The organism is Tessaracoccus yangjingae (assembly GCF_054483935.1).
Genome location: NZ_CM137014.1, coordinates 1052402 through 1074950 on the forward strand (window position 1 = coordinate 1052402; position 22549 = coordinate 1074950).

Below are 22549 nucleotides of genomic sequence, written 5' to 3' on the forward strand. Positions count from 1 at the left end.
ATCAGACCTCACTGGTTGGGGGTCAGCACCCAGTTACCGATGTCGTTGGTCCAGCCCCACCTCACATCGATCTGCTCCGCGCCCCAGCTTTCAAAGGCGCCTCTGTAGTACTCGTCGCGGTAGAGGTCGTCGCCGCCGAACCTCAGCAGAGCTGCTGGTTCGTACAGGTTCAGGCACGGCTCATCCCCGGAGACGCCGAAGTAGCCGTCGTCGTTGGTGGTCACGACGCAGTCCTTCTGCCAGAAGCTCAGCTCCTGCTCGGACTGGTCCACCTCGTAGACCTCGATGGACATGCCAGGGAGTCCGTTGCCCCCTCCGTCGACGAGGCGGCCCGTGATGTTGGCCAGCGAGGTGCTCTGCAGGAACGCGTCAGACTTCTTCACCCCGCCGGGGAAGGCGGCGCTCCCCGTGTCGATCATGAGCGAACTGAGGTCCGGATCGAGGCCCATCGGCCCGTTTTCCTGCGGGTTGGCCCACGCGAAGAAGTTGAACGCCTTGAAGCCGGGGATCGAGTAGAACCCGTCCGCGCCAGTCACGGCCTCACCCAGCGGCACGGGAGACCCTTGCTCCGGATAGCTGATGTGGCAGTTGATGATCACCAGGCTCTGGTAGCACACGCGGACCGTGACGCCCGCGAGAGGCTGGTACCCACCGTCGTCGTTGCCGTTGCTGTCCCACCGTGACTCGGCGGCCCAGATGTGCCCCTCGATCCGGTTCGACGGGTCGAGCTTCACGCTGATGCCGCTGGTGGTGCGCCCGTACTTCACGACGACGGGGTCGCCGGCCTCCGGGACGGCATCGTTCGGGTAGGCCTCCATCGCGTAGCGGGTCAGGTCAGCGGGAACGAAAAGCACCCGGTATGTGCCGGCCTCCGACAGTTTGACGGTGTAGCTCCCGCCCTTGTTCGTGACCCCCTCCGCGGCGGGACGGAGAGCCCAGTCGGAATCGTTGAACTGCTCTCCCCACGGGTACCACTTCTCCATCACGTAGACGCGGACGCCGCTGACCGCCTTCCCGGTCTGGGCGTCGAGCACCACGCCCTTGATGGCTGTGGTGAGGACCCGCGCGTGGGCGGGTGGGACGGCCACAAGGGCCGTCATGAGGGCGATGGCCACGGCCGCGACCACACCCAGGAGGCGCTTCAACCAGCTGGTTCCGCACATCGTCGTGCTCCCTTCGAACACGAGGGCCAAGCGGTCCTTGTACCTCCGGTATAGCACTGTGGCGGGTGTTCCACAGGGGAATCCTGGCTCCGCGAGAAACCCGCGCTTTGCCGCCCTGACAGGGCATTTCGGCGTACTGTGAGAGCTACTACTCATGGTCGGAGGACCCCATGATCAAGCGGGTTTTCGTCGATGTCGCGATCGGCCTCGGGCTGGCCATCGCCGGACAGTTCGTGCAGCTCACCGCCGGCCTCATCGGTCCGTTGCTGGGCATCCCGATGCCCTACGAGTCCGCCCCGGAGGACGGGAGCGTGCCGCCTGCGCTGCTGGAGCAGATCAATGCGATGTTCCTGCTCGCCTCCGTCGGCATGCTGGCCCTGACCTTCGTCATCGCACTGATCCTCCGGGTGAAGAGTCCGAAAGACGGCGCCGCACGCGGGGCGGCCTGGGTGGCCGTGGTCGGCCTCAGCCAGTTCCTCCTCGGCCTGGGCAACGGCGTCGTGGCGGTGTTCGGCCTGTTCGGCACCTGGCTCTACCTCCTGGCGATCGTCCTCGGCCCGGTCGTCGCCGGCCTGCTCAGGTCGCGGCGCACCGAGCCCGCGGTCCCGGTTGCCTAGGCCCGCCGGACTTTTCGTACTGGTCGACGGCACATCGTGCGACGTCGAGGGGAGAGGAGGAGCTGTGACGCAGATGTTGGTGGCCGTCGTGGCCGGACTGGCGGTGGCGGCGGTCGTCGTGCTCCTCGTCCTGCGCGCGGCGAAGGCGGCTGGATCCACGGGCTCCGCGACGGGGATGGGCTGGGCGTCGCTCGCCCTCGGCGCGCTGACCGTCCTGCTGGTCGTCGTGGGCTACGCGTTCGCGCCCGAGTTCGCCTCTGAGGCCGAGGCTCAAGCCGCCTCCGGGCAGTTCGACTCGCAGGGGCTGTACATGGTGGGCACCGCAACGGGTATCGCCGCGGCGGTGACGGCCGGGCTCGCTCTCAAGCGGGGCGATCGGCACTGGCCCACCTGGGTAGGTCTGCTCGTCGGCGCGGGCGTCATCGGCGCGTGGGTGTACGTGATCGTCTACATCATGTTCAACCCGTACTGACCCGTGGCACGGTCGCGTCTTTGGCCTGCCGCGCCGCGACACCTACCCTTGAACGGAACTGGTGTCAAGAACGGACGGGTAGAGAACCTCTATGGCTAAGGCGAAACGGGCGGCTGCGAAGAAATCGTCGGCGGGGAAGATCTGGAAGCGGATCGGGATCAGCGCGCTGGTGCTGTTCATCATCGTCGGGATCAGCGGCCTCGGCGCGTTCGCCTTCCTCTACGCCACCACGGACCTTCCGGACCCGAACGCGGACTTCCAGACCAACACCACGTTCCTGTATTACGACGACGGGCGCAACCAGCTCGGCTCGCTCGCCGTGCAGAACCGCGTCACGCTGGACTACGCGGACATGCCGCAGCTGATGAAGGACGCCGTGGTCGCGGCGGAGAACCGCAGCTTCTGGGAGGATCCCGGCTTCTCGATCAGCGGGATCGCGCGCAGCGTGGTCTCCATCGCCACCGGCGGAGAGTTGCAGGGCGGCTCCACCATCACCCAGCAGTACATCAAGATCCTCTACCTGGACTCCGGGCAGCGCATGTCGCGCAAGATCAAGGAGCTGTTCCTCGCCATCAAGATGGGCCGCGAGCTGTCCAAGGAGGAGATCCTCGAGGGCTATCTCAACACCATCTACTTCGGACGGGGCGCGTACGGCATCCAGGCCGCCGCCAAGTCCTACTTCCTCAAGGACGCCAGCGAACTCACCATCGACGAGACGGCCGCCCTGGCCGCGATCCTCAACAACCCCGCCGGATTCAACCCGTCCGGCGGCCCGGAGAAGCTGGAGCGACTCCTCGGCCGCTACCAGTACGTGCTCGACGGCATGCTCGAGATGGGCGCCATCACCGAGGCGGAGCACGCAGCGGCGCGCCCGCAGCTGCCGGTGTTCCCGGAGGTCCCCGTCAACGACCGCTACGGCGGCCCCAAGGGGTTCCTCATCAAGTCCGTCGAGGACGAGCTGTTGGCCCTCGGGCTGACCGAGGCCGAGATCCAGGGCGGCGGGCTGAAGGTCACCACCACGCTGAACAAGGCCATGCAGACGGCTGCCATCGCCACCGCGCAGAAGTACACGGCGCAGGCCGCCGCGGACGCGGAGGGCAGCCCGGACCCGTCGAAGCTGCACGTCGCCATCTCGTCGGTCGACACCTCGACGGGGGCCGTGCTCGCCATGTACGGCGGGCCTGACTACGTGGCCAGCTCGCGGAACTGGGCCACGACGGACCGCCCGGCCGCCTCCACCTTCAAGACCTTCGCCACCATCGCCGGCCTCCGCAACGGTTTCTCACTGAAGTCCATCTTCAACGGAGACACGTTCACGCCAGACGGCGACACCAAGACCATCCGCAACGAGTTCGGCAACCAGTACGGCCCGGTCACGCTCCGCGAGGCCACCGCCGAGTCCATCAACACGGCGTTCGTCGACATGACCCAGCAGATCCCCGACGGCGCCAACCAGGTGATCACCGCCGCCAACGACGCGGGCGCCCCCACCAGCCGCGGCTGGGACCCCAACAACCGCATCGCGCTCGGCGCCGCCGAGGTGAGCCCGCTCAACATGGCCAACGCCTACGCCACCCTGGCCAACAGCGGCCGGCGCAACTCGACGCACATCGTGGCCAAGGTCGAGGGGCGCAACGGAGAGGTCCTGTTCGAGGCCGAGCCCGAGGCCGAGCAGACCATCGACCAGAACGTCGCGGCCAACGTGACCGACTCGCTGACCTCCGTGGTCCAGGAGGGCACGGGCCGCCGCGCGTCCGAGCTCGGCCGCCCCGTCGCCGGCAAGACCGGCACCAACGGCGTCGACGACGACATCACGTCGGCCTGGTTCGTCGGCTACACCCGGCAGATCTCGACGGCGGTCATGTACGTGGCGGGAGACTCGGGCAACGAGGACCTCGACGACTACAAGCGGCCGCAGGACCGGACGTTCTTCGGCTCCAGCTACCCGTTGATGACGTGGGTGGACTTCATGGCCCAGGCCACCGAGGGCATGCCCGTTGAGGACTTCGACACCCCGCGGGAGATCGACGCGACGAAGGGATCGGAGAGCGCGTCCCCGTCGCCCACCCCGACGCCGTCGCCCACGCCGTCGCCCACCCCGTCACCGACGCCCTCCGAGGAGCCCACGCCGACGGAGGAGCCGGAGCCCACCGCGCCCCCCACCACCGCCGAGCCGCAGCCCACCGAGCCGCCCGGCCAGTCCGGAAAGCCGACTCCGCCAGGACAACAGAGCCCGGACCCCAGTCCCACGCCGACCGAGACCCCCACACCGGACGCGGCGCCCGGGGTGGGCGGAGGGCCGGCGCCCAAGCCGTCCGCCACGGGATAGCGTGAAGCCCACGGGCTAGAGTGACGCCCGTGGACAACGCGCTGGTGCCCGGTCTCGGCGGGCCGATGGGACGCCACGCCACCGGCCGCGGACCCTGGTTCAACCCCCTCCCGTGGGCGTTCGCCGCAGGCACCGCGCTGTTCCTGGTGCTGTTCCTCCGGCACGCCCAGTGCGTCCAGACGGACGCGGAGACGGCCGTCAACAGCTACGCCCTGCTGTGTTACTCGGACATCCAGGGCACGTTCCTCGGGCAGGGCTTCGGGGCCGGTGCCACGCCCTTCACCGCCGCGACACTCACGGTCTCGCCGCTGGTCGGGGTCCTGATCCTGCTGTCGATCCGCCTGGCCGGTGTGTTCGCGCCCATCGGCCCGGGCACCCCGACGCAGGCCCAGATCGACGCCAGTGTCGCGTTCTTCGGGATCACCACGGTGGCGCTGTTCGTGTGCTTCCTGCTCCTGATCATGGCGACGGCGACGCTCGGGCGCCGCCAGCGCGGAGCCTCCTGGGACGCCGTGATCGTCGCGTCGTCGCCGATCGTGCTGGCCTCGGGGTTGATCAGCTGGGATCTCCTTCCGCTCGCGATCACGGCGATCGGCCTCGCCCAGTTCGCCCGCGGGCGCGTGATGGAGGCGGGCATCGTGATGGGGCTCGCCGCGTGCGCGGGCACGATGCCCATCGGGGTGGCGCTGGCCGTCATTGTCGCGGCGGGCCTGAGGGGCGGAGCCGCGACGGCGGCGCGGTTCGCGGGCCCGGCGGCGGTGACCTTCGCGGCCGTCCACCTCCCGCTGCTGCTGGCCGACTTCGACAAGGTCTACGCCTTCTACCACCAGGAGATCCACCGCGAGGCCGGCTACGGCTCGCTGTGGTACCTGCTGACCCTCATCGGCGTGCCCCTCCGGCACGCCGGCTCGCTCGGCTTCATCCTGCTGGTGCTGTTCCTCGGCGTCCTGATCGCCTGGATGTACGTCTCCGGCAAGCGGCCCCGCGTCGGATCCCTCGTTGCCGTCTTCATCCTCGCCGCGACGATCCTGGGGCCGTCCTTCCCGCCGCAGACGTCGCTGTGGGTGCTGTTCGCCGTCGTGGTGTCGCGGCCGCTGCGGCCTGAGCTCATCGCGGCGACGGTGGCGCACGTGGCCTACTACCTGGCCATCTGGGGGTGGCTCGCCGGCTCTCTCACCACCAGCCAGTGGGGGCCGTACGGGCTCTACTGGGCCGCGATCCTCGCGCGGGCCGGCGTGGAGGCGTGGGTGCTGGGCGCGTCGCTCCAGGACATCGTCGAGCCCACGCGCGATCCTCTGCGCACCCCGGACCGGCCCGATCCCCTGGGCGGAGTGCTGAACGACGGCGAGTTCGTCCGCGCCTGAGCGCTCAGACCAGGCGGATCTCGTCTGCGGTGACGGTGGTCATCCGGGCGGTGACGGGCAGCTCGTCGCCCACCTGCGCCGGCGCCTCGGCCCCGGCCACGAAGATCATGGACGAGTGCATGTGCGGCGGCTCGGCGAATGCCCGCTTGCGGCCCCCGATGGAGAACGGGGACAGCGAGCGGCCGAGCGCGTCCAGCACGCCCTGGGCCACCGTGACGCCCCGTTGCCGGAGCGAGCGCTGGGGGGTGGGGGCGGTCATGGCCAGCCCGTGCGCGGTGCCGCCGGACGCGATCACGATCCACCCGTCGCTGGGGGCCTTGACCCCGTGGTAGCCCAAGGGGGCGCCGCGGCGGATGCGGTGCACGTCGAGCACGGTGGCCGTGGTGCGGTAGGCGCGCTTCTCGCCCAACCACAGGCGCGTGCCGACCCTCAGGTGGGTGCGGACGCCGAGCGCGGTGCGCAGCCCCCGGTAGTCGGTCACGCTGAGGTGCGAGACCCACACCGGGGCCCGCCGCACCGCCAATCCAGCCGCGGCGAGCCGCTTCGCCTCTTCCAGCGAACCGACGGCGGGCAGATGGATGGCCCAGCCCTCGAAGGTCAGGGCGCCGAAGTCGCGCTCCGTCAGCTCCCGCGGATCCAGGCCGTGCCGGTGCATCGAGGTCTCGATCTCGACGATCACGCGCGCCCCCGGATGGGTCGTGGCGAGGGCACGCAGGTCCTCGGCGCGCGACACCGTCGTGATCACGAGGGGGTCGTCGAGGAGGGACGTGGCGGCGTCGTCGAACGGGCGCCACGGGTTGAGCACCACGACGTCGCCCGTGAATCCGCCCGCGCGTACCGCAGCCACCTCCTGCGCGATGCCCACCGCCAGGGTCCTCACGCCCAGCCGCGTCGACTCGGCCGCGAGCAGCCGCAGGCCGAAGCCGTAGCCGTTGCCCTTGGCCACCGGGACCAGGCCGGGGGCGTCGTCGAGCAGGGCGCGGTGGTGCGTGTGCCAGAGCTGGCGGTCGATCGTGAGGGTCAGCGGCATCGTCAGCGCCTCTTCAGGTAGAGATCGAACGCCCAGTAGAGGGGCTTGTTGATGGGGTAGTCCCATTCGCCGAGGTAGGCCACGGCCTCACCGCCGGTGCCCACCTTGAACTGGATCAGGCCGATCTCCGGATCATCCGCGCCCACACCCTCGACGATGCCACGCAGGTCGTAGACGGCGCAGCCGGCCGCGTTGGCGTCGCGGATCATCCGCCACTGAACCGCGTTCGAGCCGCGCACCTCGCGCTTGGCGTTGGTCGAGGCGCCGTAGGAGTACCAGGCGTGCTCCCCGACGCGGACGAACGTCGTCGCGGCCACGAGGTCGCCGTCGTGCTCGGCGAGGTAGACCCGCATGCGGTCCGCATCCTCGGCGTTCAGCGCGTCCCACATGGTCTGGAAGTAGGAGAGGTGCCGCCCGCTGAAGCCGTCGCGCTGGGCGGTCTCGAGGTAGATGCGGTGGAAGGCGGCGAGGTCGTCGCGGCTGCCCTGGCGGACGACGACGCCCTCCTTGTCGGCCTTCTTGATGTTACGCCGCCAGAGCTGGTTCATGCCCTTGAGGAGCTCGTCGTCGGTCTTCTGCGTGCCGTCGGCGTGGCGGAGGGGGAGCTGGAAGTTGAACATCGGCTGGCCGGCGGCGAAGCCGTGTCCGGACTCGTCGGTGTGCCATCCGCCGTGGATGAGCTGGTTGATCACCCGGGTGCCGACGAGGGTGGTCTCGTCCGGGGTCACCTGGGACAGCCGAGTGATCGCGTCGTCGGCGATGGCCGTCTTGATGGTGTCCGCCCGCCAGCGCCGGTGGGGGACGGCCGGCCCGATCCGCACGGCGAAGGCCCTGCTCCGCTTGGCGTAGGACACCAGCGCGCTCAGGTGCTCGGCGACGTCCGGCCGAGACCAGTCCAGCACCGGCCCCTCCGGGAGGTATGCCAGGTAGCGCTTCAGCTTGGGCAGCTGCCGGTACAGGACCAGCGCCACGCCTGTGAGCTCGCCGTCGGAGAAGAACCCGATCGACTCGCCGCGCCACTCGGGCTTCACCTTGGCCCACGCGGGCGTCTGGAGGAACGAGGCCGACCCGCGCTGCTGGACGAACGCCAGGTGCTGCTCGGCGGAGATGGGGCGACAGGTGATGCTCACCGCACCAACCTACCGCGACGGGTGCGTGTCAGCGCCTCACTGTCGCGGCAGGCGCTCGTGCACGTCCTCGGACAGCCGGGCCACCGCGAAGTACAGCTCGAGCGTCATCCTGGCCAGGGCGAGGTACACGATCGCGATCAGCGGGACGCCCACGAGGGCCGCGATGATCACGCCCGGCTCGCCGCTGATGAGGGCGGAGAGCAGGAACCCGACGGCGGTCAGTCCGATGACCGCGGTGACGGCGATGTAGACGGCCTTGATGATCTTGGGGGTGATGAAGGTGTCGAAGTTGAAGTCGAACAGGGCGGCGAGGAACCCCTTGGCTGATGCCGCGACGTCGCTGCCCGCCGACGGCGGGGCCGGGGCCCACGCCTGCCCGGCCGGCGCGTAGGGCGGCGGGGGAGGGGTGCTCTGCTGCTGGTACTGGTAGCCGGGGTCCGGCGTCCACGGGGCCTGACCGGAGGGCTGGCCGCTGTAGCCGGGCCCGGGGTCGCCGTACTGCGGAGCCTGGCCGTACTGGGGCGGCTGCCCGTACGGGCCGGCCTGGGAGGACTGGTCGTAGGGGCCGGGCTGGGCGGACTGGCCGAAGGGGTCGTCGACGCGCCTGGGCTGGTCGCTGCCGCCCTGCGGGCGGGCTGCCGCATCGCCGGCTGGAGGCTGGTACTGCGGGTACTGGTCGCTCATGGCGCAGTCCTTTCGTGGGTGGGTCCGCCGTCACTGTCGCACATCGGCGGGTCGAGGTCACGGGTCCGGCGGGCACGAATCGCCGTCGGAGTTGGGGGTCGGCGTCGGTGGTGACGTCGAGGGCGGGTTGCGACGGCGTGTCGTGCACGGAGATGGCCGCTAGCGGCGGTGGGGGGCGGGCACGAATCGCCGTCGAAGGTGGGGGTCGGTGTCGGTGGCGACGTCGAGGGCGGGTTGCGACGGCGTGTCGTGCACCACCCCTCAGCGGGTGAGGGGAGGCCGGGACTGGGGGGGAGGGGCGGGTGAGGGAGGTGTGGGGGCGGACGTCAGGGTCGTGGCCACGGCGACCATCACGTTAGGCTCGTGGCATGACGAACATGAACGAGAAGCCCGAAGTCGACTTTCCCGGCGGCGAGGCGCCCGCCGACCTTGAGATCACTGAGATCGTGGAGGGCGACGGCGCCGTGGCCAAGGCCGGCGACACCGCCCACGTGCACTACGTCGGCGTGGCCTTCAGCACCGGCGAGGAGTTCGACTCCTCCTGGAACCGCGGCGCCCCGCTGTCCTTCCCGCTCGGCGCGGGCCGGGTCATCCAGGGCTGGGACCAGGGCATCCAGGGCATGAAGGTGGGCGGACGGCGTCAGCTGGTCATCCCGTCGCACCTGGCCTACGGCGAGCGCGGCGCCGGCGGCGTCATCGCGCCGGGGGAGACGCTGATCTTCGTCTGCGACCTCGTCGCCCTCAACTGAGCGGCGCCGACCACCCGTCGCGAGCGTCGCTGGCTGAGGCGCCAACCGCTGGCTGAGGTGCGAGGAGCGTAGCGACGAGCCTCGAAGCCCAACAGACATTCCTTGTCAGCCTACGTTTCAGCGGGTAGGGGCACCTCGGCAGCGGGTGAGCCACTACCTGCCGGCGTTCTCGTCTCGTCTTCGAGGCCGTTTCGCGGCACCTCAGCCAACGGGTAGGGGCACGTCGGCAGCGGGTGAGCCACTACCTGCCGGCGTTCTCGTCGGGCTGGTGGATGCCGAAGACGTTGCCCTCGGTGTCCAGGTAGTAGCCCTGCCAGGCCATCCCGGTGAGCGGGTACTTCGGCATCGCGACGGTGCCTCCCGCCGCCTCGATCCGGTCGGCCGCGGCGTCGTAGTCGTCGACCTGGACGGTGATCACCGCGCCCATCACGGCGCTGCCGGCCTGCGGGTTGGCGCCCTCGCGCTGCATGATCGCCCCGTGGATGCCCGGCGTGCCCTCGTCATGCGTGGTGACGCCCATGTACGGCGAGCCGGTGAAGCCCGACCAGTCCTCGGTCTTCCATCCGAAGGCGGCCACGTAGAAGGCGACGGCGCGAGGCACGTCCTCCGCGTGGATCTCGAAGTGGACGACACTGTTCATCTGCAGCCTCCATCTGAAGGACCGGTCCTGTTGAACCGGGCAATCCAGTCTTGCAGCAGGAGACGACGAGGGCCAGAGGCAACTGCCTCCGGCCCTCGTCTGGTGTTGTGGGATCAGGCGATGGTGACCTTCTCCTGCGCCTCGGCGCGGGCCGCCGTCGCGTCCTCCTTGAGGTAGGCGAAGTCCGCCGCGGTGAGCATGGGCTGGTCGATCCGCATGTTGTAGAACGAGCGCCACACCATGTAGGCGCTGGCCAGCCCGAACGTGACGGCGAGCACGGCGTTGACCGCCGGGTTGCCGATGATGATCGAGAGCTCGATCGCCAGCATGCCGAACAGCGTCGTGAACTTGATGACCGGGTTCAGGGCCACCGAGGAGGTGTCCTTGAACGGGTCGCCGACGGTGTCGCCCACGATGCTCGCATCGTGGAGATCTGTGCCCTTGGCCTGCAGGTCCACCTCGACGATCTTCTTCGCGTTGTCCCAGGCGCCGCCGGCGTTGGCCATGAAGATGGCCTGGTAAAGCCCGAAGATGGCGATCGAGATCAGGTAGCCCACGAAGAAGTACGGCTCTACGAAGGCGAACGCCAGGGTGGCGAAGAAGATGCCCAGGAAGATGTTGAACATGCCCTTCTGCGCGTACTGCGTGCAGATCTCCACCACCTTGCGCGAGGTCTCGACGGAGGCCTTGGTGGTGCCCTCGAGGTCGATGTTGGCCTTGATGAACTCCACCGCCCGGAAGGCGCCGGTGGTGACGGCCTGCATGGAGGCGCCGGTGAACCAGTAGATGATCGCGCCGCCGGAGATCAGGCCCAGCAGGAAGGGCACGTGCAGCAGCGACAGGTTCTCGACGTTGGTGGTCAGGCCGGACGTCAGGCCCATGATGATGGAGAAGATCATGGTGGTGGCGCCCACCGCCGCGGTGCCGATCAGCACCGGCTTGGCCGTGGCCTTGAACGTGTTGCCGGCGCCGTCGTTGGCCTCGAGCAGGTACTTGGCACGCTCGAAGTTGGGCTTGATGCCGTAGTCGCGCTCGAGCTCCTGGTCGATGCCGGGCAGCGACTCGATCTGCGACAGCTCGTAGACGCTCTGCGCGTTGTCGGTGACCGGGCCGTAGGAGTCCACGGCGATGGTGACCGGGCCCATGCCCAGGAAGCCGAAGGCCACCAGGCCCAGGGCGAACACGCCCGGGACGAGCATGACGCCGCCCGTGATCACGCCGTCGACCATCGAGCCGGGGGTGATCAGCGTGGAGACGCCGTAGGCGCCGGACATGAGGGCCACGATGGCGATGCCCAGCCAGTAGGCGGAGAAGTTGCCGGCCACGAGCCCGGACAGGATGTCGAGCGAGGGCCCGCCCTCCTTGGCCGACTTGACGACCTCCTCGACGTGCTTGGCCCGCACGCCGGTGAAGATCTTGACCAGCTCGGGGATGACCGCGCCGGCGAGGGTGCCGAAGCTGATGATCAGCGAGAGCTTCCACCACAGGGTGGTGTCGCCGCCGACGTCGGGGATCAGCAGGGCGGACATGATGAACGTCAGGACGATGGAGACGATCGAGGTGATCCACACCAGCGAGGTGAGGGGGGTCTCGAACTCCATCTCGTCGGCGTTGCCGAACTTCGCCTTGGCCCACATGCTGTTGCCGAAGTAGGACAGCGCGGAGGCCACCAGCATGATCGCGCGGATGAAGAAGATCCAGATGAGGAAGTGGGCCTGGAGGTCCGCCTGGACGCCCAGCAGGATGAAGGTGATGAGGGCCACGCCGGTGACGCCGTAGGTCTCGAAGCCGTCCGCGGACGGGCCGACGGAGTCTCCAGCGTTGTCGCCGGTGCAGTCGGCGATGGTGCCGGGGTTGCGGGGGTCGTCCTCGCCGATCTTGAACACGATCTTCATGAGGTCCGAACCGATGTCCGCGATCTTGGTGAAGATGCCGCCGGCGATGCGCAGGGCCGACGCGCCAAGCGACTCACCGATGGCGAAGCCGAGGAAGCACGCCGTGGCGATGTCTGCCGGCACGAACATCAGGATGGCCAGCATCATGATCAGCTCGGTCGAGATCAGCACCATGCCCACGCTCATGCCCGAGCGCATCGGGATGTTGTAGACGTTGAACGGCTTGCCCTCGAGGGCGGCGAACGAGGTCCGCGAGTTGGCGAAGGTGTTGAGGCGGATGCCGTACCACGCGATGCCGTACGAGCCGGCCATGCCGATGATGGCGAACCCGAGCACGATGATCACGCGGCCCCAGCCGCCCGTGGTGTTGAGGAAGCCGAAGTAGACGAAGATCACGGCGCCGATGAAGGCGAACAGCAGCATGAGGAACTTGCCCTGCTGGACCAGGTAGGCCTTGCAGGTCTGGTAGATCAGCTCCGACACGTCCCGCATCGACGAGTGCACGGGGAGGTTCTTCAGCTTCATGTAGCTGTAGATGCCGAAGGCGAAGCCGGCCAGGCAAATCAGCAGGCCGATCATCAGCATCCACCAGCCGCTGATGCTGCCGCCGAAGAAGGTCACGGCGTGCAGATCGGGCAGCGGCAGGTCGAACTCAGAGGTGTGGGTGCCGTGTTCGGCGGGCTCGGCGGGGCCGCCGGAGCAGGCGGCCAGGGCCAGGGCCATCAGGCCGAACGCGCCGTACATGGCGGCGCGCACGAGACCGCGCGGGCGGGCTGTGGGTGGGTGGGGATGCGACGGAGTCGTCACGATGTCCTCCTCGGGAGGCAGGGCACGGGCGGCCCTCCCGGTGGTTGATGGAGCTTGCATTGCGATACATGTCCTTTGAAACAGATCCACGGCGACCACGCCGTCGCGCTCATCCTACGCCCGGTAGTAGCAGCGCCCGGGCGGGGTTCGTTATTACATTTGCGCGGCGCCCGGACGCGCGGGACGACGGGCCGAAGCCCGGTCCGTGAGGCGGAGACGACGCTGGCCCGGGATCACTCCCGGGCCAGCGGCTGCGTCATGAAGCAGCGCTCTCGATCCTCTCGAGGGCTGACTCCCAGCGCCTCTCCAACTCGTCCGCGTCGGCGCTCTCCGGCAGATGCTCGTGGACGATCTCGAGCTCCGTGCGGTCACCCGTGGGGCGGATGTGCAGGTCTACGAGGGTGCGTGGAGCGCCGTCGCTGGCGTGCCAGGAGAACCGGATCTGCTCCTTGGGGTGGAAGCTGCGGGTCACGCCGTACGTGCCGTCTGCCGCACGCCAGTCCTCGCCCTTGCTGCCGAGTTGTCCTCCTTCGCCGAGTAGCGCCTCGGCTCCGTGGGGTTTCATGAGGACCTCCCACACGCTGTCCAACGGACGGGCGACCACGCGGGTCACCCGCACGCTCTTCTCTTCGGTGGTCTCCTCCATGGTGTCCATGACTGCACCTCCTGCTAGGCCGGGCAACGACTTCGGTGCCCTGGTTTGACCCAGCGTAGTACCGCCCGGGAGCCGCCGACAGGGGAGGGGGCGGATTGACTTTCGACGGCCGTGGCCCGGTTTGGGCACAGGCGGGGGCGATCACCGGATACGCTCCGATCCATCACACACGGTCTCGCTGACGAGGCCCGATTCGCGGGTCGGCGGCGTGGCTGGAGGGGGTCTCAGCAATGACTGGCAACTCGACGACCGTGACGCTCGTGGCGCCCCTGACCGGGGTGCTGGTGCCCCTGGACCAGGTGCCGGATCCGGTGTTCGCCCGCAAGATGGTGGGTGACGGCATCTCCATCGATCCTCTGGGCAACCTCCTCGTCTCGCCGGTGGCCGGCGAGGTGGTGGACGTCCAGCCGTCCGCGCACGCGGTCACCGTGCGCAGCGACGACGGGCTCGAGATCCTCATGCACATCGGCCTGGACACGGTCCGCCTGGTCGGCGAGGGCTTCTCGCCGAAGGTGAAGGAGGGCGCGCGGGTCGCCGTCGGCGATCCCCTGATCGAGTTCGACCTCGACGAGGTGGGACGCAAGGCCAAGAGCCTGCTCACCCAGATTGTTATAACAAACTCCGACGCGGTGGCCAGGATCGAGCCGGCCGGCGGGCTGGTTCGGGCGGGCGTGGATGTCGCGGCCACCGTCGAGCTGGCCGCCCCCGCCGAGGACGGCGCGGCGGTGGACGGGCCGGCCAGGACGGCTGCGTCGGAGGGCGTGCTGGTACCCAACCTCACCGGCATCCACGCCCGCCCTGCCGCGACACTCTCCGCCCTGGCCAAGCAGTTCCACTCGGACGTCAGGCTCCGTCGCGGCGACGACTCGGCCAACGCCAAGTCCATCGTCTCGGTCATGGGCATGGCCGTCGGGCTGGGGGAGAAGGTCACGTTCACCGCGCACGGGCCGGACGCCGACGAGGCGGTCGCGGCGTTGGCGCAGGCGGTGCGCGACGGCCTCGGCGAGGACTGCCCGCCCCTCCCCGTAGGGGCGGAGGCCCCGGCCCGCAGGGCGGCCGACGAGCCGGAGCCCGAGCCCGAGCCCGAGCCTGTGCCCGCCGCCGAGCCCGTCGGCCCGCGGTCGGGCGACTGGAACCTCCTCCTCGGCGTGTCCGCCTCGCCCGGCCTGGGCATCGGCCGCGTGGTCCAGCTGCGCCGCAAGGACATCCAGGTCGACGAGGTGGCCGACGACCACCACAAGGAGCAGCGCAAGCTCAACGCCGCCATCGACCGGGCCCTCCTGGACCTGTCTGCGCTTGAGAAGCGCCTCGAGGACGAGGCCTCGGCGGACAAGGCGGCCATCTTCGCCGCCCACCAGGAGATCCTGGCGGACCCGGACCTCCTGGACCTGGCCTCCAGCGCCATCGACAAGGGCAAGTCGGCCCCGTTCGCGTGGCGCGGCGCGTTCACCACCTTCGCGGACCAGCTCGCAGGCCTCAGCAACGAGGTGCTCGCCGGCCGCGCCAACGACGTGCGCGACGTCGGCCAGCGCGTCCTCGAGGAGCTCACCGGTCAGCGCTCGGAGCGGGCGGAGCTGCCCGAGAACACCGTCCTCATCGCCGAGGACCTCACCCCGTCGGACACCGCCCAGCTGGACCGCAGCCGCGTCGTCGGCTTCGCCACCACCAGCGGCGGCGCCTCCAGCCACGTGGCCATCATCGCCCGCTCGCTCGACATCCCGGCGGTGGCCGGCATCGAGGGCCGCGCGATGGACATCCCGGAGGGCACCCAGGTGGTGCTCGACGGCTCCGCCGGCTCCCTGCGCATGAACGTCACCGACGACGACGTGGCCCAGATCCGCATCCGCCAGGAGCGGCTGGCGTCGCGCAAGGCCGAGGAGGAGGCCGCCAAGGACGAGCCGGCCGTCACCCCGGACGGGCACCGGGTCCATGTGGTGGCCAACATCGGCGGCGTCGAGGACGCCGAGCGCGCCATGACCAAGGGCGCCGAGGGCGTTGGCCTCCTGCGCAGCGAGTTCGTGTTCATGGGGCGCACCACCGCCCCCACCGAGGCGGAGCAGGCGGAGGTCTACGCGGCCTGCTCGCGGGCGCTGGCGCCCGGCCAGCCGCTGGTCATCCGCACCCTCGACGTGGGCGGCGACAAGCCGCTGGCCTACCTGCCCATCCCCGCCGAGGAGAACCCGTTCCTCGGGATCCGTGGCGTGCGGGTGGGCCTGGAGCAGCCGGAGGTGCTGCGCACGCAGGTGCGGGCCATCCTGGACGCCGCCGGCGCGGGCGCCAGGCTGCACGTGATGTTCCCGATGATCGCCACCATCGAGGACTGGCGCCGCACGAAGGCCATCTTCGACGAGGAGCGTGCGGCCCACGCGCCGGACGCCGACGTCGTGGTCGGCATCATGATGGAGGTCCCCGCGGTGGCCGTCATGGCGAAGCAGTTCGCGGCCGAGGACGGCTGCGACTTCTTCAGCGTCGGCACCAACGACCTCACCAGCTACACCCTCGCGATGGATCGCGGCCACCCGAAGCTCGCGGCCCAGGTGGACCCGTGCAACCCGGCCATCCTCACCCTGATCGGGGGCGCGGCCGAGGCGCTGCACGCGCACGGCAAGTGGCTCGGCGTGTGCGGCGGCGTCGCGTCGGACCCGCAGGCGGTGCCCATCCTCGTCGGGCTGGGGGTGGACGAGCTGAGCTGCTCGATCCCCGCCATCCCCGCCGTCAAGGCCATGGTCCGCAAGTTCGACCTGGCCGCGTGCCAGGACCTGGCCGCCCGCGCGGTGGCCTGCTCCACCCCGCAAGAGGTCCGGGCGCTCGTGCCCATGGACGAGAACTGAGAGGGAACCGGTCATGAGCACAGCACAGGACATCGTCCAATCCCTCGGCGGAGCGGGCAACATCGTCGGCCTGAGCCACTGCGCCACCCGGCTGCGGTTCCAGCTGCGCGACGCCTCGGGGGTCGACGTCCCCACCGTCGAGTCCATCAAGGGCGTCATGGGCGCCGTGCCGCAGTCCGGCGAGCGGTTCCAGGTGATCATCGGCGGCGCCGTGCAGACGGTGTACAACGAGATCAACGCCCTGCCGGAGATGTCGAACCAGAAGCCACTCAGCGACGAGGAGCTGAAGGCGGCCGCCCGCGCGGGCGGCGTGCGCGGCCGGTTCGAATGGATCGACTCCTTCTTCGAGTTCCTCTCGGACTCCTTCCGCCCCATCCTCGGCGCCCTGCTGGGCGCGTCGCTGTTCATCACGTTCATGTCGCTGATGAGCACCCTGGGCGTGATCGGGAACTGGGCGGATCCGCGCGTCACGCTCCCGCCGTCGTGGCAGTTCATGAACCTGCTGTGGCAGTCGGTGTTCGTGTTCCTACCGCTGATGGTGGCCTACAACGCGTCGAAGAAGCTCGGCGCGGACCCCTGGGTGGGGTTCGCGATCATGGGCCTGGTCATGCTCCCGGGCTTCACCGCGCTGGGAGGCATCGACGAGGCCTACCAGGCGATGATCGCGGGCAGCGAGGTGACGCTCGTCGACATCTTCGGCGTGCCGCTGACCATCTTCAACTACTCGTCGCAGGTGTTCCCGCCGTTGCTGATGGCCGGCATCCTCGGCCCGCTGTACAAGGGGCTGAAGAAGATCATCCCCGAGAACCTGCACCTGATCTTCGTGCCCTTCCTGGCCATGCTGATCATGCTGCCCCTGACGGCGTTCCTCATCGGCCCCATCGGCGTCTACGTGGGCGCCGGGCTGGCGTCGGTGCTGCAGTCGATCAACGCGTTCTCGCCGTTCATCTTCGCCATCGTCATCCCGCTGGCCTACCCGTTCATGGTGCCGCTGGGCCTGCACTGGCCGATCAACGCCATCATGCTGCTCAACATCTCGCAGAACGGCTTCGACTACATCCAGGGCCCCATGGGCGCGTGGAACTTCGCCTGCTTCGGCGCCACCGCCGGCGTGCTGTTCCTGGCCTGGCGTGAGCGCGACATCCAGATGCGCCAGACCGCCACAGGCGCCCTGGCCGCGGGCCTGCTCGGCGGCATCTCCGAGCCGAGCCTCTACGGCATCCACCTGCGGTTCAAGAAGATCTATCCCCGCCTGCTTGCCGGCTGCCTCGTCGGCGGCGTCATCATCGGCTTCGGCGGCGGTCTGAAGACCAGCGCGTTCGTGTTCACGTCGCTGCTGACCATCCCCGCCTTCGACAACATCGCCCTGTACGCCCTGGCCATCGCGGCGGCGTTCTTCACCTCGATGCTGCTGGTGGTCTTCACCGACTACCGCACCCCCGAGCAGAAGGCCGCCGCGCGTCGTGGCGGCGTGGACGCCGTCGCGGAGCCCACGCCGGAGCCCCGGGTCATCGTCGTCGACGACGTCCAGGTCAACCAGGCCCGCCAGTGGGTGACGGCCCTCGGTGGCGAGGAGAACATCGACGGCGTGGAGTGGATCGCGGAGACCCGCGTGCGGGTCGGGGTGAAGGACGACTCGCTGGTGGACGTCGAGGCGCTCCAACGCGCCGGTGTCGCGGGCGCGGTGCAGGTGGCGCCGAACGCGTGGCACCTCGTCGCCGGCCTAGAGGCGGAGCAATACGCCGAGGGGATGCGCCGACGGGTGGCCTCCGCCTGAGTTCGCGCCCCCGCCCCTCTCGCTGGCTGAGGTGCCGCGAAGCGGCGTCGCCCCTCTCGCTGGCTGAGGTGCCGCGTAGCGGCCTCGAAGCCTATGAAACGCGAGTTGACTAGGGGCTTGGCCGGGTCCTGGATGCAGTTTCTGTGGTCGGGTTTGGCGGTGTGTGGTGGGGGCCGGGCCGCCCATGATGCCGGTCGGCGGCGCTTCGCGCTGCCGCGTACCGTCATCAAGGCCCACCCAGCCTGCCCCGTCCCCCACCACCCCCCGCCCTCGATCGCTGGCTGAGGTGCCGCGCAGCCGCCTCGAAGCCTATGAAACGCGAGTTGACCGGGGCTTTGGCCCCTCTTCCTTGTGGTGTCTGTGGTCGGGTTGGGCGGGGTGTGGTGGGGGCCGGGCCGCCCATGATGCCGGTCGGCGGCGCTTCGCGCTGCCGCGTACCGTCATCAACGCCCACCCAACCTGCCCCGTCCCCCACCACCCCCCGCCCTGCTGATCTGTCGCGACCCTCGTCCCCCACCGTCCCCGCCGCCCTGCTCGGCGGTGAGGGGTGTGCACGACACGCCGTCGCGATCGGTGGTCGGGTGCGTAGAGGGCACCGAAGGCGTCTTCGTGCGGTGTTTCGTGCTCGTGGGTCGCGGCCCTCGTCCCCACCACCCGCCGCCCTGCTGAGCGACCGGGGGTCATAGAGTGTGGGCCATGTCAGCAGAGCCGCTGGAAATCCACATCATCGCCGACTCGACGGGGGAGACAGCCGCGCGGATCGCGCGCGCCGCCATCACCCAGTTCCCCAGCCGCGAGTTCACCATCGTCCGGCACCGGAAGATCAACAAGACGGCCGCCCTGCTGCGCGCGCTGGAGGCCGTCCGTGACAGCGCTCCGGCCGCCGCCGTCTTCTTCACCCTCGTCAACGAGGAGTTGGCGGACCTGGTGCGCAACTTCTGCCGCGACGCCGACCTCCCCTACGCCGACCTCATGACCGACGCGATGCACGCGCTGGAGCGGATCACAGGCATCGAGGCGGACCAGGTGCCGATGCGTCCCCCGGGGGTGGAGGCCGAGTACTTCGTGCGGATGGCGGCCATCGATTTCGCGGTGCGGATGGACGACGGCTCGCTGCCGGCCGCCCTGCGCGAGTGCGACATCTGCCTGGTGGGCCCGTCCCGCTCGGGCAAGACCCCGCTGTCGATCTACCTGGGCTACATGGGGTATAAGGCGGTCAACGTGCCGCTGGTGCCCGGGATCGACCCGCCGAAGGAGCTGTTCGAGCTGGACCGGTGGCGGATCGTCGGGCTCACGATGGACGCGGAGCGGCTGCTGAAGATCCGCGGCCAGCGGGTGCGCGGCATGGGCGGCTTCGGGACCAAGGACGGCTACGCGGACCTGGTCAGGATCTACGACGAGCTCGACGAGATCGGCAAGGTGCAGAAGCGCCTCGGCTGCCCCATCGTCGACACCACCGGGGTGGCCATCGAGGAGGCGGCGTCGCGCATCATCGAGATGGTCGACGAGCGGGCCAAGAAGGTGGGCTCGCGGCTTCGGCGGCCGCCCGGCATCGTCCGCCCCGGCACGCCCTGGTCCCCCTGACGGTCCCCGGCGCGAAGAACTTCACCCCTAGCCCGCGTCGCTTAGGTGTCGGGTCTAGGCTGGGCGACGGTTGGGGACATCGAGGTCCCCAGGGTTGTCAAAGGAGATTTCCCCAGCATGAGCGAGGATCGTTACATCTATGACCTGTCGGAGGGCGACGCGACGATGCGGAACCTTCTCGGCGGTAAGGGCGCCGGCGTCGCGGAGATGAACCGCGTGGGCGTTCCCGTCCCGGACGCGTTCACCGTCACCACCACGGCGTGTGTCCAGACCATGAAGCGCAAGGGCGAGTGGCCTGAGGGTCTCGCGGACCAGATCGCGGCGGGCCTTGCCCGCCTGGAGGAGCGCACCGGCCGCACGCTCGGCGGCAGCGAGAAGCCGCTGCTCGTCTCCGTCCGCTCGGGCGCCGTCCACTCCATGCCGGGCATGATGGACACCATCCTCAACCTCGGCATCTCCGACGAGTCCGTCGCGGCCGTGGCCGAGGAGTCCGGCAACGAGCGCTTCGCGTGGGACTGCTACCGCCGCTTCATCCAGATGTACGGCGAGGTGGTCGAGAGCATTCCCGGCCACTACTACGAGGACGCGCTCACCGCGCTCAAGCACCAGCGCGGCGTGGACCAGGACACGGACCTGTCCGCCGAGGACCTCAAGGGCCTGGTGCAAACCTTCAAGGACATCTCGAACGAGCAGCTGGGCGGCGAGTGGACCTCGGACCCCGTCGAGCAGCTCAACCGGGCCATCGACGCGGTGTTCAAGTCCTGGCTCAACCCGCGCGCCGAGGTGTACCGCCGCGCCAACAACATCCCGGCAGACCTCGGCACGGCCGTCAACATCATGCAGATGGTGTTCGGCAACCGCGGCGACACCTCCGCGACCGGCGTGTGCTTCACCCGCAACCCGTCGACGGGCGAGAAGTCGCTGTACGGCGAGTTCCTGGTCAACGCGCAGGGCGAGGACGTGGTGGCCGGCATCCGGACGCCGCGGCCGCTGGGCGAGATGCGCGACGTGCTTCCCCAGGCCTACGACGAGCTGATCGCCACCATGCACAAGATGGAGCAGCACTACCGCGACATGCAGGACATGGAGTTCACCGTCGAGAACGGCAAGCTCTACCTGCTGCAGACCCGCAACGGCAAGCGCACCGCCGCCGCCGCGCTCAAGGTGGCCTCGGACCTCGTCGACGAGGGCCTGATCACCAAGGAGCAGGCGCTGCTGCGCATCGAGCCGGGCCAGCTGGACCAGCTCCTGCACCCCGCCATCGACCCGTCGCACGGCAAGGACGCCATCGCGCAGGGCCTCCCGGCCTCGCCCGGCGCCGCCGTCGGCGAGGTGGTCTTCGACGCCGACACGGCCGCGGAGCGTGGGGGTCGCGGCGAGCCCGTGGTCCTGGTCCGCTTCGAGACCACGCCGGACGACATCCACGGCGTGATCGTGTGCCAGGGCATCCTCACCGCCCACGGCGGCATGACCTCGCACGCGGCCGTGGTGGCCCGCGGCATGGGCAAGCCGTGCGTGGCGGGCGCCCAGGGGATCAAGATCGATCCCGTGGGCAAGACGCTCACCATCGGGGACCGGGTGATCGCCGAGGGCGAGATCATCACCCTCGACGGCACCGAGGGCCTCGTCTACGGCGAGGGCCTGGAGCTCATCCCGCCGCAGATCAACGAAGACTTCTCCCGCGTGGTGGAGTGGGCCGACGAGGTGCGCCGCCTCGGCGTCCGCGCCAACGCCGACAACTTCGAGGATGCCTCCAAGGCCCGCGAGCTGGGCGCCGAGGGCATCGGGCTGTGCCGCACCGAGCACATGTTCATGGCTCAGGACCGCCTGCCCGCGGTGCGCAAGATGATCCTGGCCGAGGGCCCGGAGCAGCGCGCGGCCGCGCTCGCCGAGATCCTGCCCATGCAGCAGGTGGACTTCGAGGGCATCTTCACGGCGATGAAGGGCCTTCCCGTCACGGTCCGGCTCCTGGACCCGCCGCTGCACGAGTTCCTGCCCAACCTCGTCGAGCAGTCGCTGCTCGTCCAGCGGCTCGAGCTCCAGGGCGGGGACGCCGAGGAGTTGGCGGACGCGAAGGCGACGCTGGCCCAGGTGAAGCGGCTGCACGAGCTGAACCCGATGCTCGGCACGCGTGGCTGCCGTCTGGCCATGCTGTACCCGGAGATCCCGGACATGCAGGCCCGCGCCATCGTCCGCGCCGCGCTTGCGGTGCTGGACCGTGAGGGGGAGACCGTGGGCGTCGAGATCATGATCCCGCTGGTGGCACTGACGCAGGAGCTGGACACCCAGCGGGCCATCGTCGTGGCGGCTGTCGAGGACGAGCTGGCCAAGGCCGGCCGGGACCTGGACTACACCGTCGGCACGATGATCGAGCTGCCCCGCGCGGCGCTGGTGGCGGACAAGATCGCCGAGCATGCCGACTTCTTCTCGTTCGGCACCAACGACCTCACCCAGACCACCATCGGCATCTCCCGCGACGACGCCGAGAACGGCTTCCTCACGCAGTACGTGATGGACCGGGTGCTGGAGCGCAACCCCTTCGAGACCATCGACGTCGAGGGCGTCGGTCAGCTCGTGGCGATGGGCGTGGAGAAGGGCCGCTCGGTGAAGCCCGCGCTGAAGACCGGCGTCTGTGGCGAGCACGGCGGTGACCCGGACTCGGTGGAGTTCTTCAACTCCGTGGGGCTCAACTACGTGAGCTGCTCGCCGTTCCGCGTGCCGATCGCCCGCTTCGCGGCGGCCAAGGCGGTGTTGAAGCAGCGCTGAGAGGCGTAGGGGGACGGGGCCCGGGTCGGACATCGACCCGGGCCCCGTCCTGTCCG

At 69.5% G+C, this 22549-nt stretch carries 16 protein-coding genes; 9 read left to right on the forward strand and 7 right to left on the reverse strand.

Translation table 11 applies throughout. The features are described from left to right. Positions 1-8: 8 nt before the first annotated feature. Positions 9-1163, reverse strand: coding sequence for a peptidase associated/transthyretin-like domain-containing protein (locus tag ACX1D3_RS04400; RefSeq protein WP_458995772.1), 1155 nt, complete (start codon positions 1161-1163; stop codon positions 9-11). Between the two features lie 170 nt (positions 1164-1333). On the opposite strand from ACX1D3_RS04400, the gene ACX1D3_RS04405 reads away from it, so the two are divergent. The 4 genes from ACX1D3_RS04405 (at position 1334) to ACX1D3_RS04420 (ending at position 5945) form a co-directional block, all read left to right on the forward strand. Continuing rightward, positions 1334-1780, forward strand: a complete 447-nt coding sequence (locus ACX1D3_RS04405) for a hypothetical protein (protein ID WP_458995773.1) — start codon at positions 1334-1336, stop codon at positions 1778-1780. A gap of 64 nt (positions 1781-1844) precedes the next feature. Next, a complete protein-coding gene (locus ACX1D3_RS04410; RefSeq protein ID WP_458995774.1) occupies positions 1845-2252 on the forward strand; it encodes a hypothetical protein in 408 nt (135 codons plus the stop codon). A gap of 91 nt (positions 2253-2343) precedes the next feature. Further along, positions 2344-4581 carry a transglycosylase domain-containing protein gene (locus ACX1D3_RS04415; RefSeq protein ID WP_458995775.1) on the forward strand — a complete coding sequence of 746 codons (2238 nt, stop codon included), beginning with the start codon at positions 2344-2346 and terminating at the stop codon, positions 4579-4581. Positions 4582-4610: 29 nt separating this feature from the next. Beyond that, positions 4611-5945, forward strand: coding sequence for a glycosyltransferase family protein (locus ACX1D3_RS04420; protein WP_458995776.1), 1335 nt, complete (start codon positions 4611-4613; stop codon positions 5943-5945). Between the two features lie 4 nt (positions 5946-5949). On the opposite strand, the gene ACX1D3_RS04425 is transcribed toward ACX1D3_RS04420, so the two are convergent. From ACX1D3_RS04425 to ACX1D3_RS04435, 3 genes are read right to left on the reverse strand one after another with little or no spacing between them, the layout of a single operon-like run. Then, positions 5950-6975: an alanine racemase gene (locus ACX1D3_RS04425; RefSeq protein WP_458995777.1), complete on the reverse strand. Its 1026-nt coding sequence runs from the start codon at positions 6973-6975 to the stop codon at positions 5950-5952. Between the two features lie 2 nt (positions 6976-6977). After that, complete coding sequence (locus ACX1D3_RS04430) at positions 6978-8105, reverse strand: lipid II:glycine glycyltransferase FemX (RefSeq protein ID WP_458995778.1); 1128 nt, start codon at positions 8103-8105, stop codon at positions 6978-6980. Between the two features lie 36 nt (positions 8106-8141). Continuing rightward, entirely contained in the window at positions 8142-8789 is a 648-nt protein-coding gene (locus tag ACX1D3_RS04435; protein ID WP_458995779.1) for a DUF4282 domain-containing protein, read from the reverse strand. Between the two features lie 377 nt (positions 8790-9166). Here ACX1D3_RS04435 and ACX1D3_RS04440 point away from each other — a divergent pair, with 377 nt between their 5' ends. After that, complete coding sequence (locus ACX1D3_RS04440; RefSeq protein WP_458996480.1) at positions 9167-9538, forward strand: FKBP-type peptidyl-prolyl cis-trans isomerase; 372 nt, start codon at positions 9167-9169, stop codon at positions 9536-9538. Between the two features lie 241 nt (positions 9539-9779). Here the strand turns inward: ACX1D3_RS04440 and ACX1D3_RS04445 are convergent, their stop codons facing one another. The 3 genes from ACX1D3_RS04445 to ACX1D3_RS04455 form a co-directional block, all read right to left on the reverse strand. Further along, positions 9780-10178, reverse strand: a complete 399-nt coding sequence (locus ACX1D3_RS04445) for a VOC family protein (protein ID WP_458995780.1) — start codon at positions 10176-10178, stop codon at positions 9780-9782. A 113-nt stretch (positions 10179-10291) separates the two neighbouring features. After that, a complete protein-coding gene (locus ACX1D3_RS04450; RefSeq protein WP_458996481.1) occupies positions 10292-12817 on the reverse strand; it encodes a sodium-translocating pyrophosphatase in 2526 nt (841 codons plus the stop codon). A 319-nt stretch (positions 12818-13136) separates the two neighbouring features. Further along, on the reverse strand, positions 13137-13535 hold the full coding sequence (locus ACX1D3_RS04455; RefSeq protein ID WP_458995781.1) for an SRPBCC family protein: 399 nt from the start codon (positions 13533-13535) through the stop codon (positions 13137-13139). Between the two features lie 230 nt (positions 13536-13765). Here ACX1D3_RS04455 and ptsP point away from each other — a divergent pair, with 230 nt between their 5' ends. The 4 genes from ptsP to ppdK all read left to right on the forward strand — a co-directional run bounded on the left by ptsP (position 13766) and on the right by ppdK (position 22493). Next, positions 13766-16366 carry a phosphoenolpyruvate--protein phosphotransferase gene (ptsP, locus tag ACX1D3_RS04460; protein WP_458995782.1) on the forward strand — a complete coding sequence of 867 codons (2601 nt, stop codon included), beginning with the start codon at positions 13766-13768 and terminating at the stop codon, positions 16364-16366. A 13-nt stretch (positions 16367-16379) separates the two neighbouring features. After that, entirely contained in the window at positions 16380-18143 is a 1764-nt protein-coding gene (locus ACX1D3_RS04465) for a PTS transporter subunit EIIC (RefSeq protein ID WP_458995783.1), read from the forward strand. 696 nt (positions 18144-18839) lie between these two features. Beyond that, complete coding sequence (locus tag ACX1D3_RS04470) at positions 18840-19727, forward strand: pyruvate, water dikinase regulatory protein (protein ID WP_458995784.1); 888 nt, start codon at positions 18840-18842, stop codon at positions 19725-19727. 117 nt (positions 19728-19844) lie between these two features. Further along, a complete protein-coding gene (gene ppdK, locus ACX1D3_RS04475; protein WP_458995785.1) occupies positions 19845-22493 on the forward strand; it encodes a pyruvate, phosphate dikinase in 2649 nt (882 codons plus the stop codon). Positions 22494-22549 lie beyond the last annotated feature (56 nt).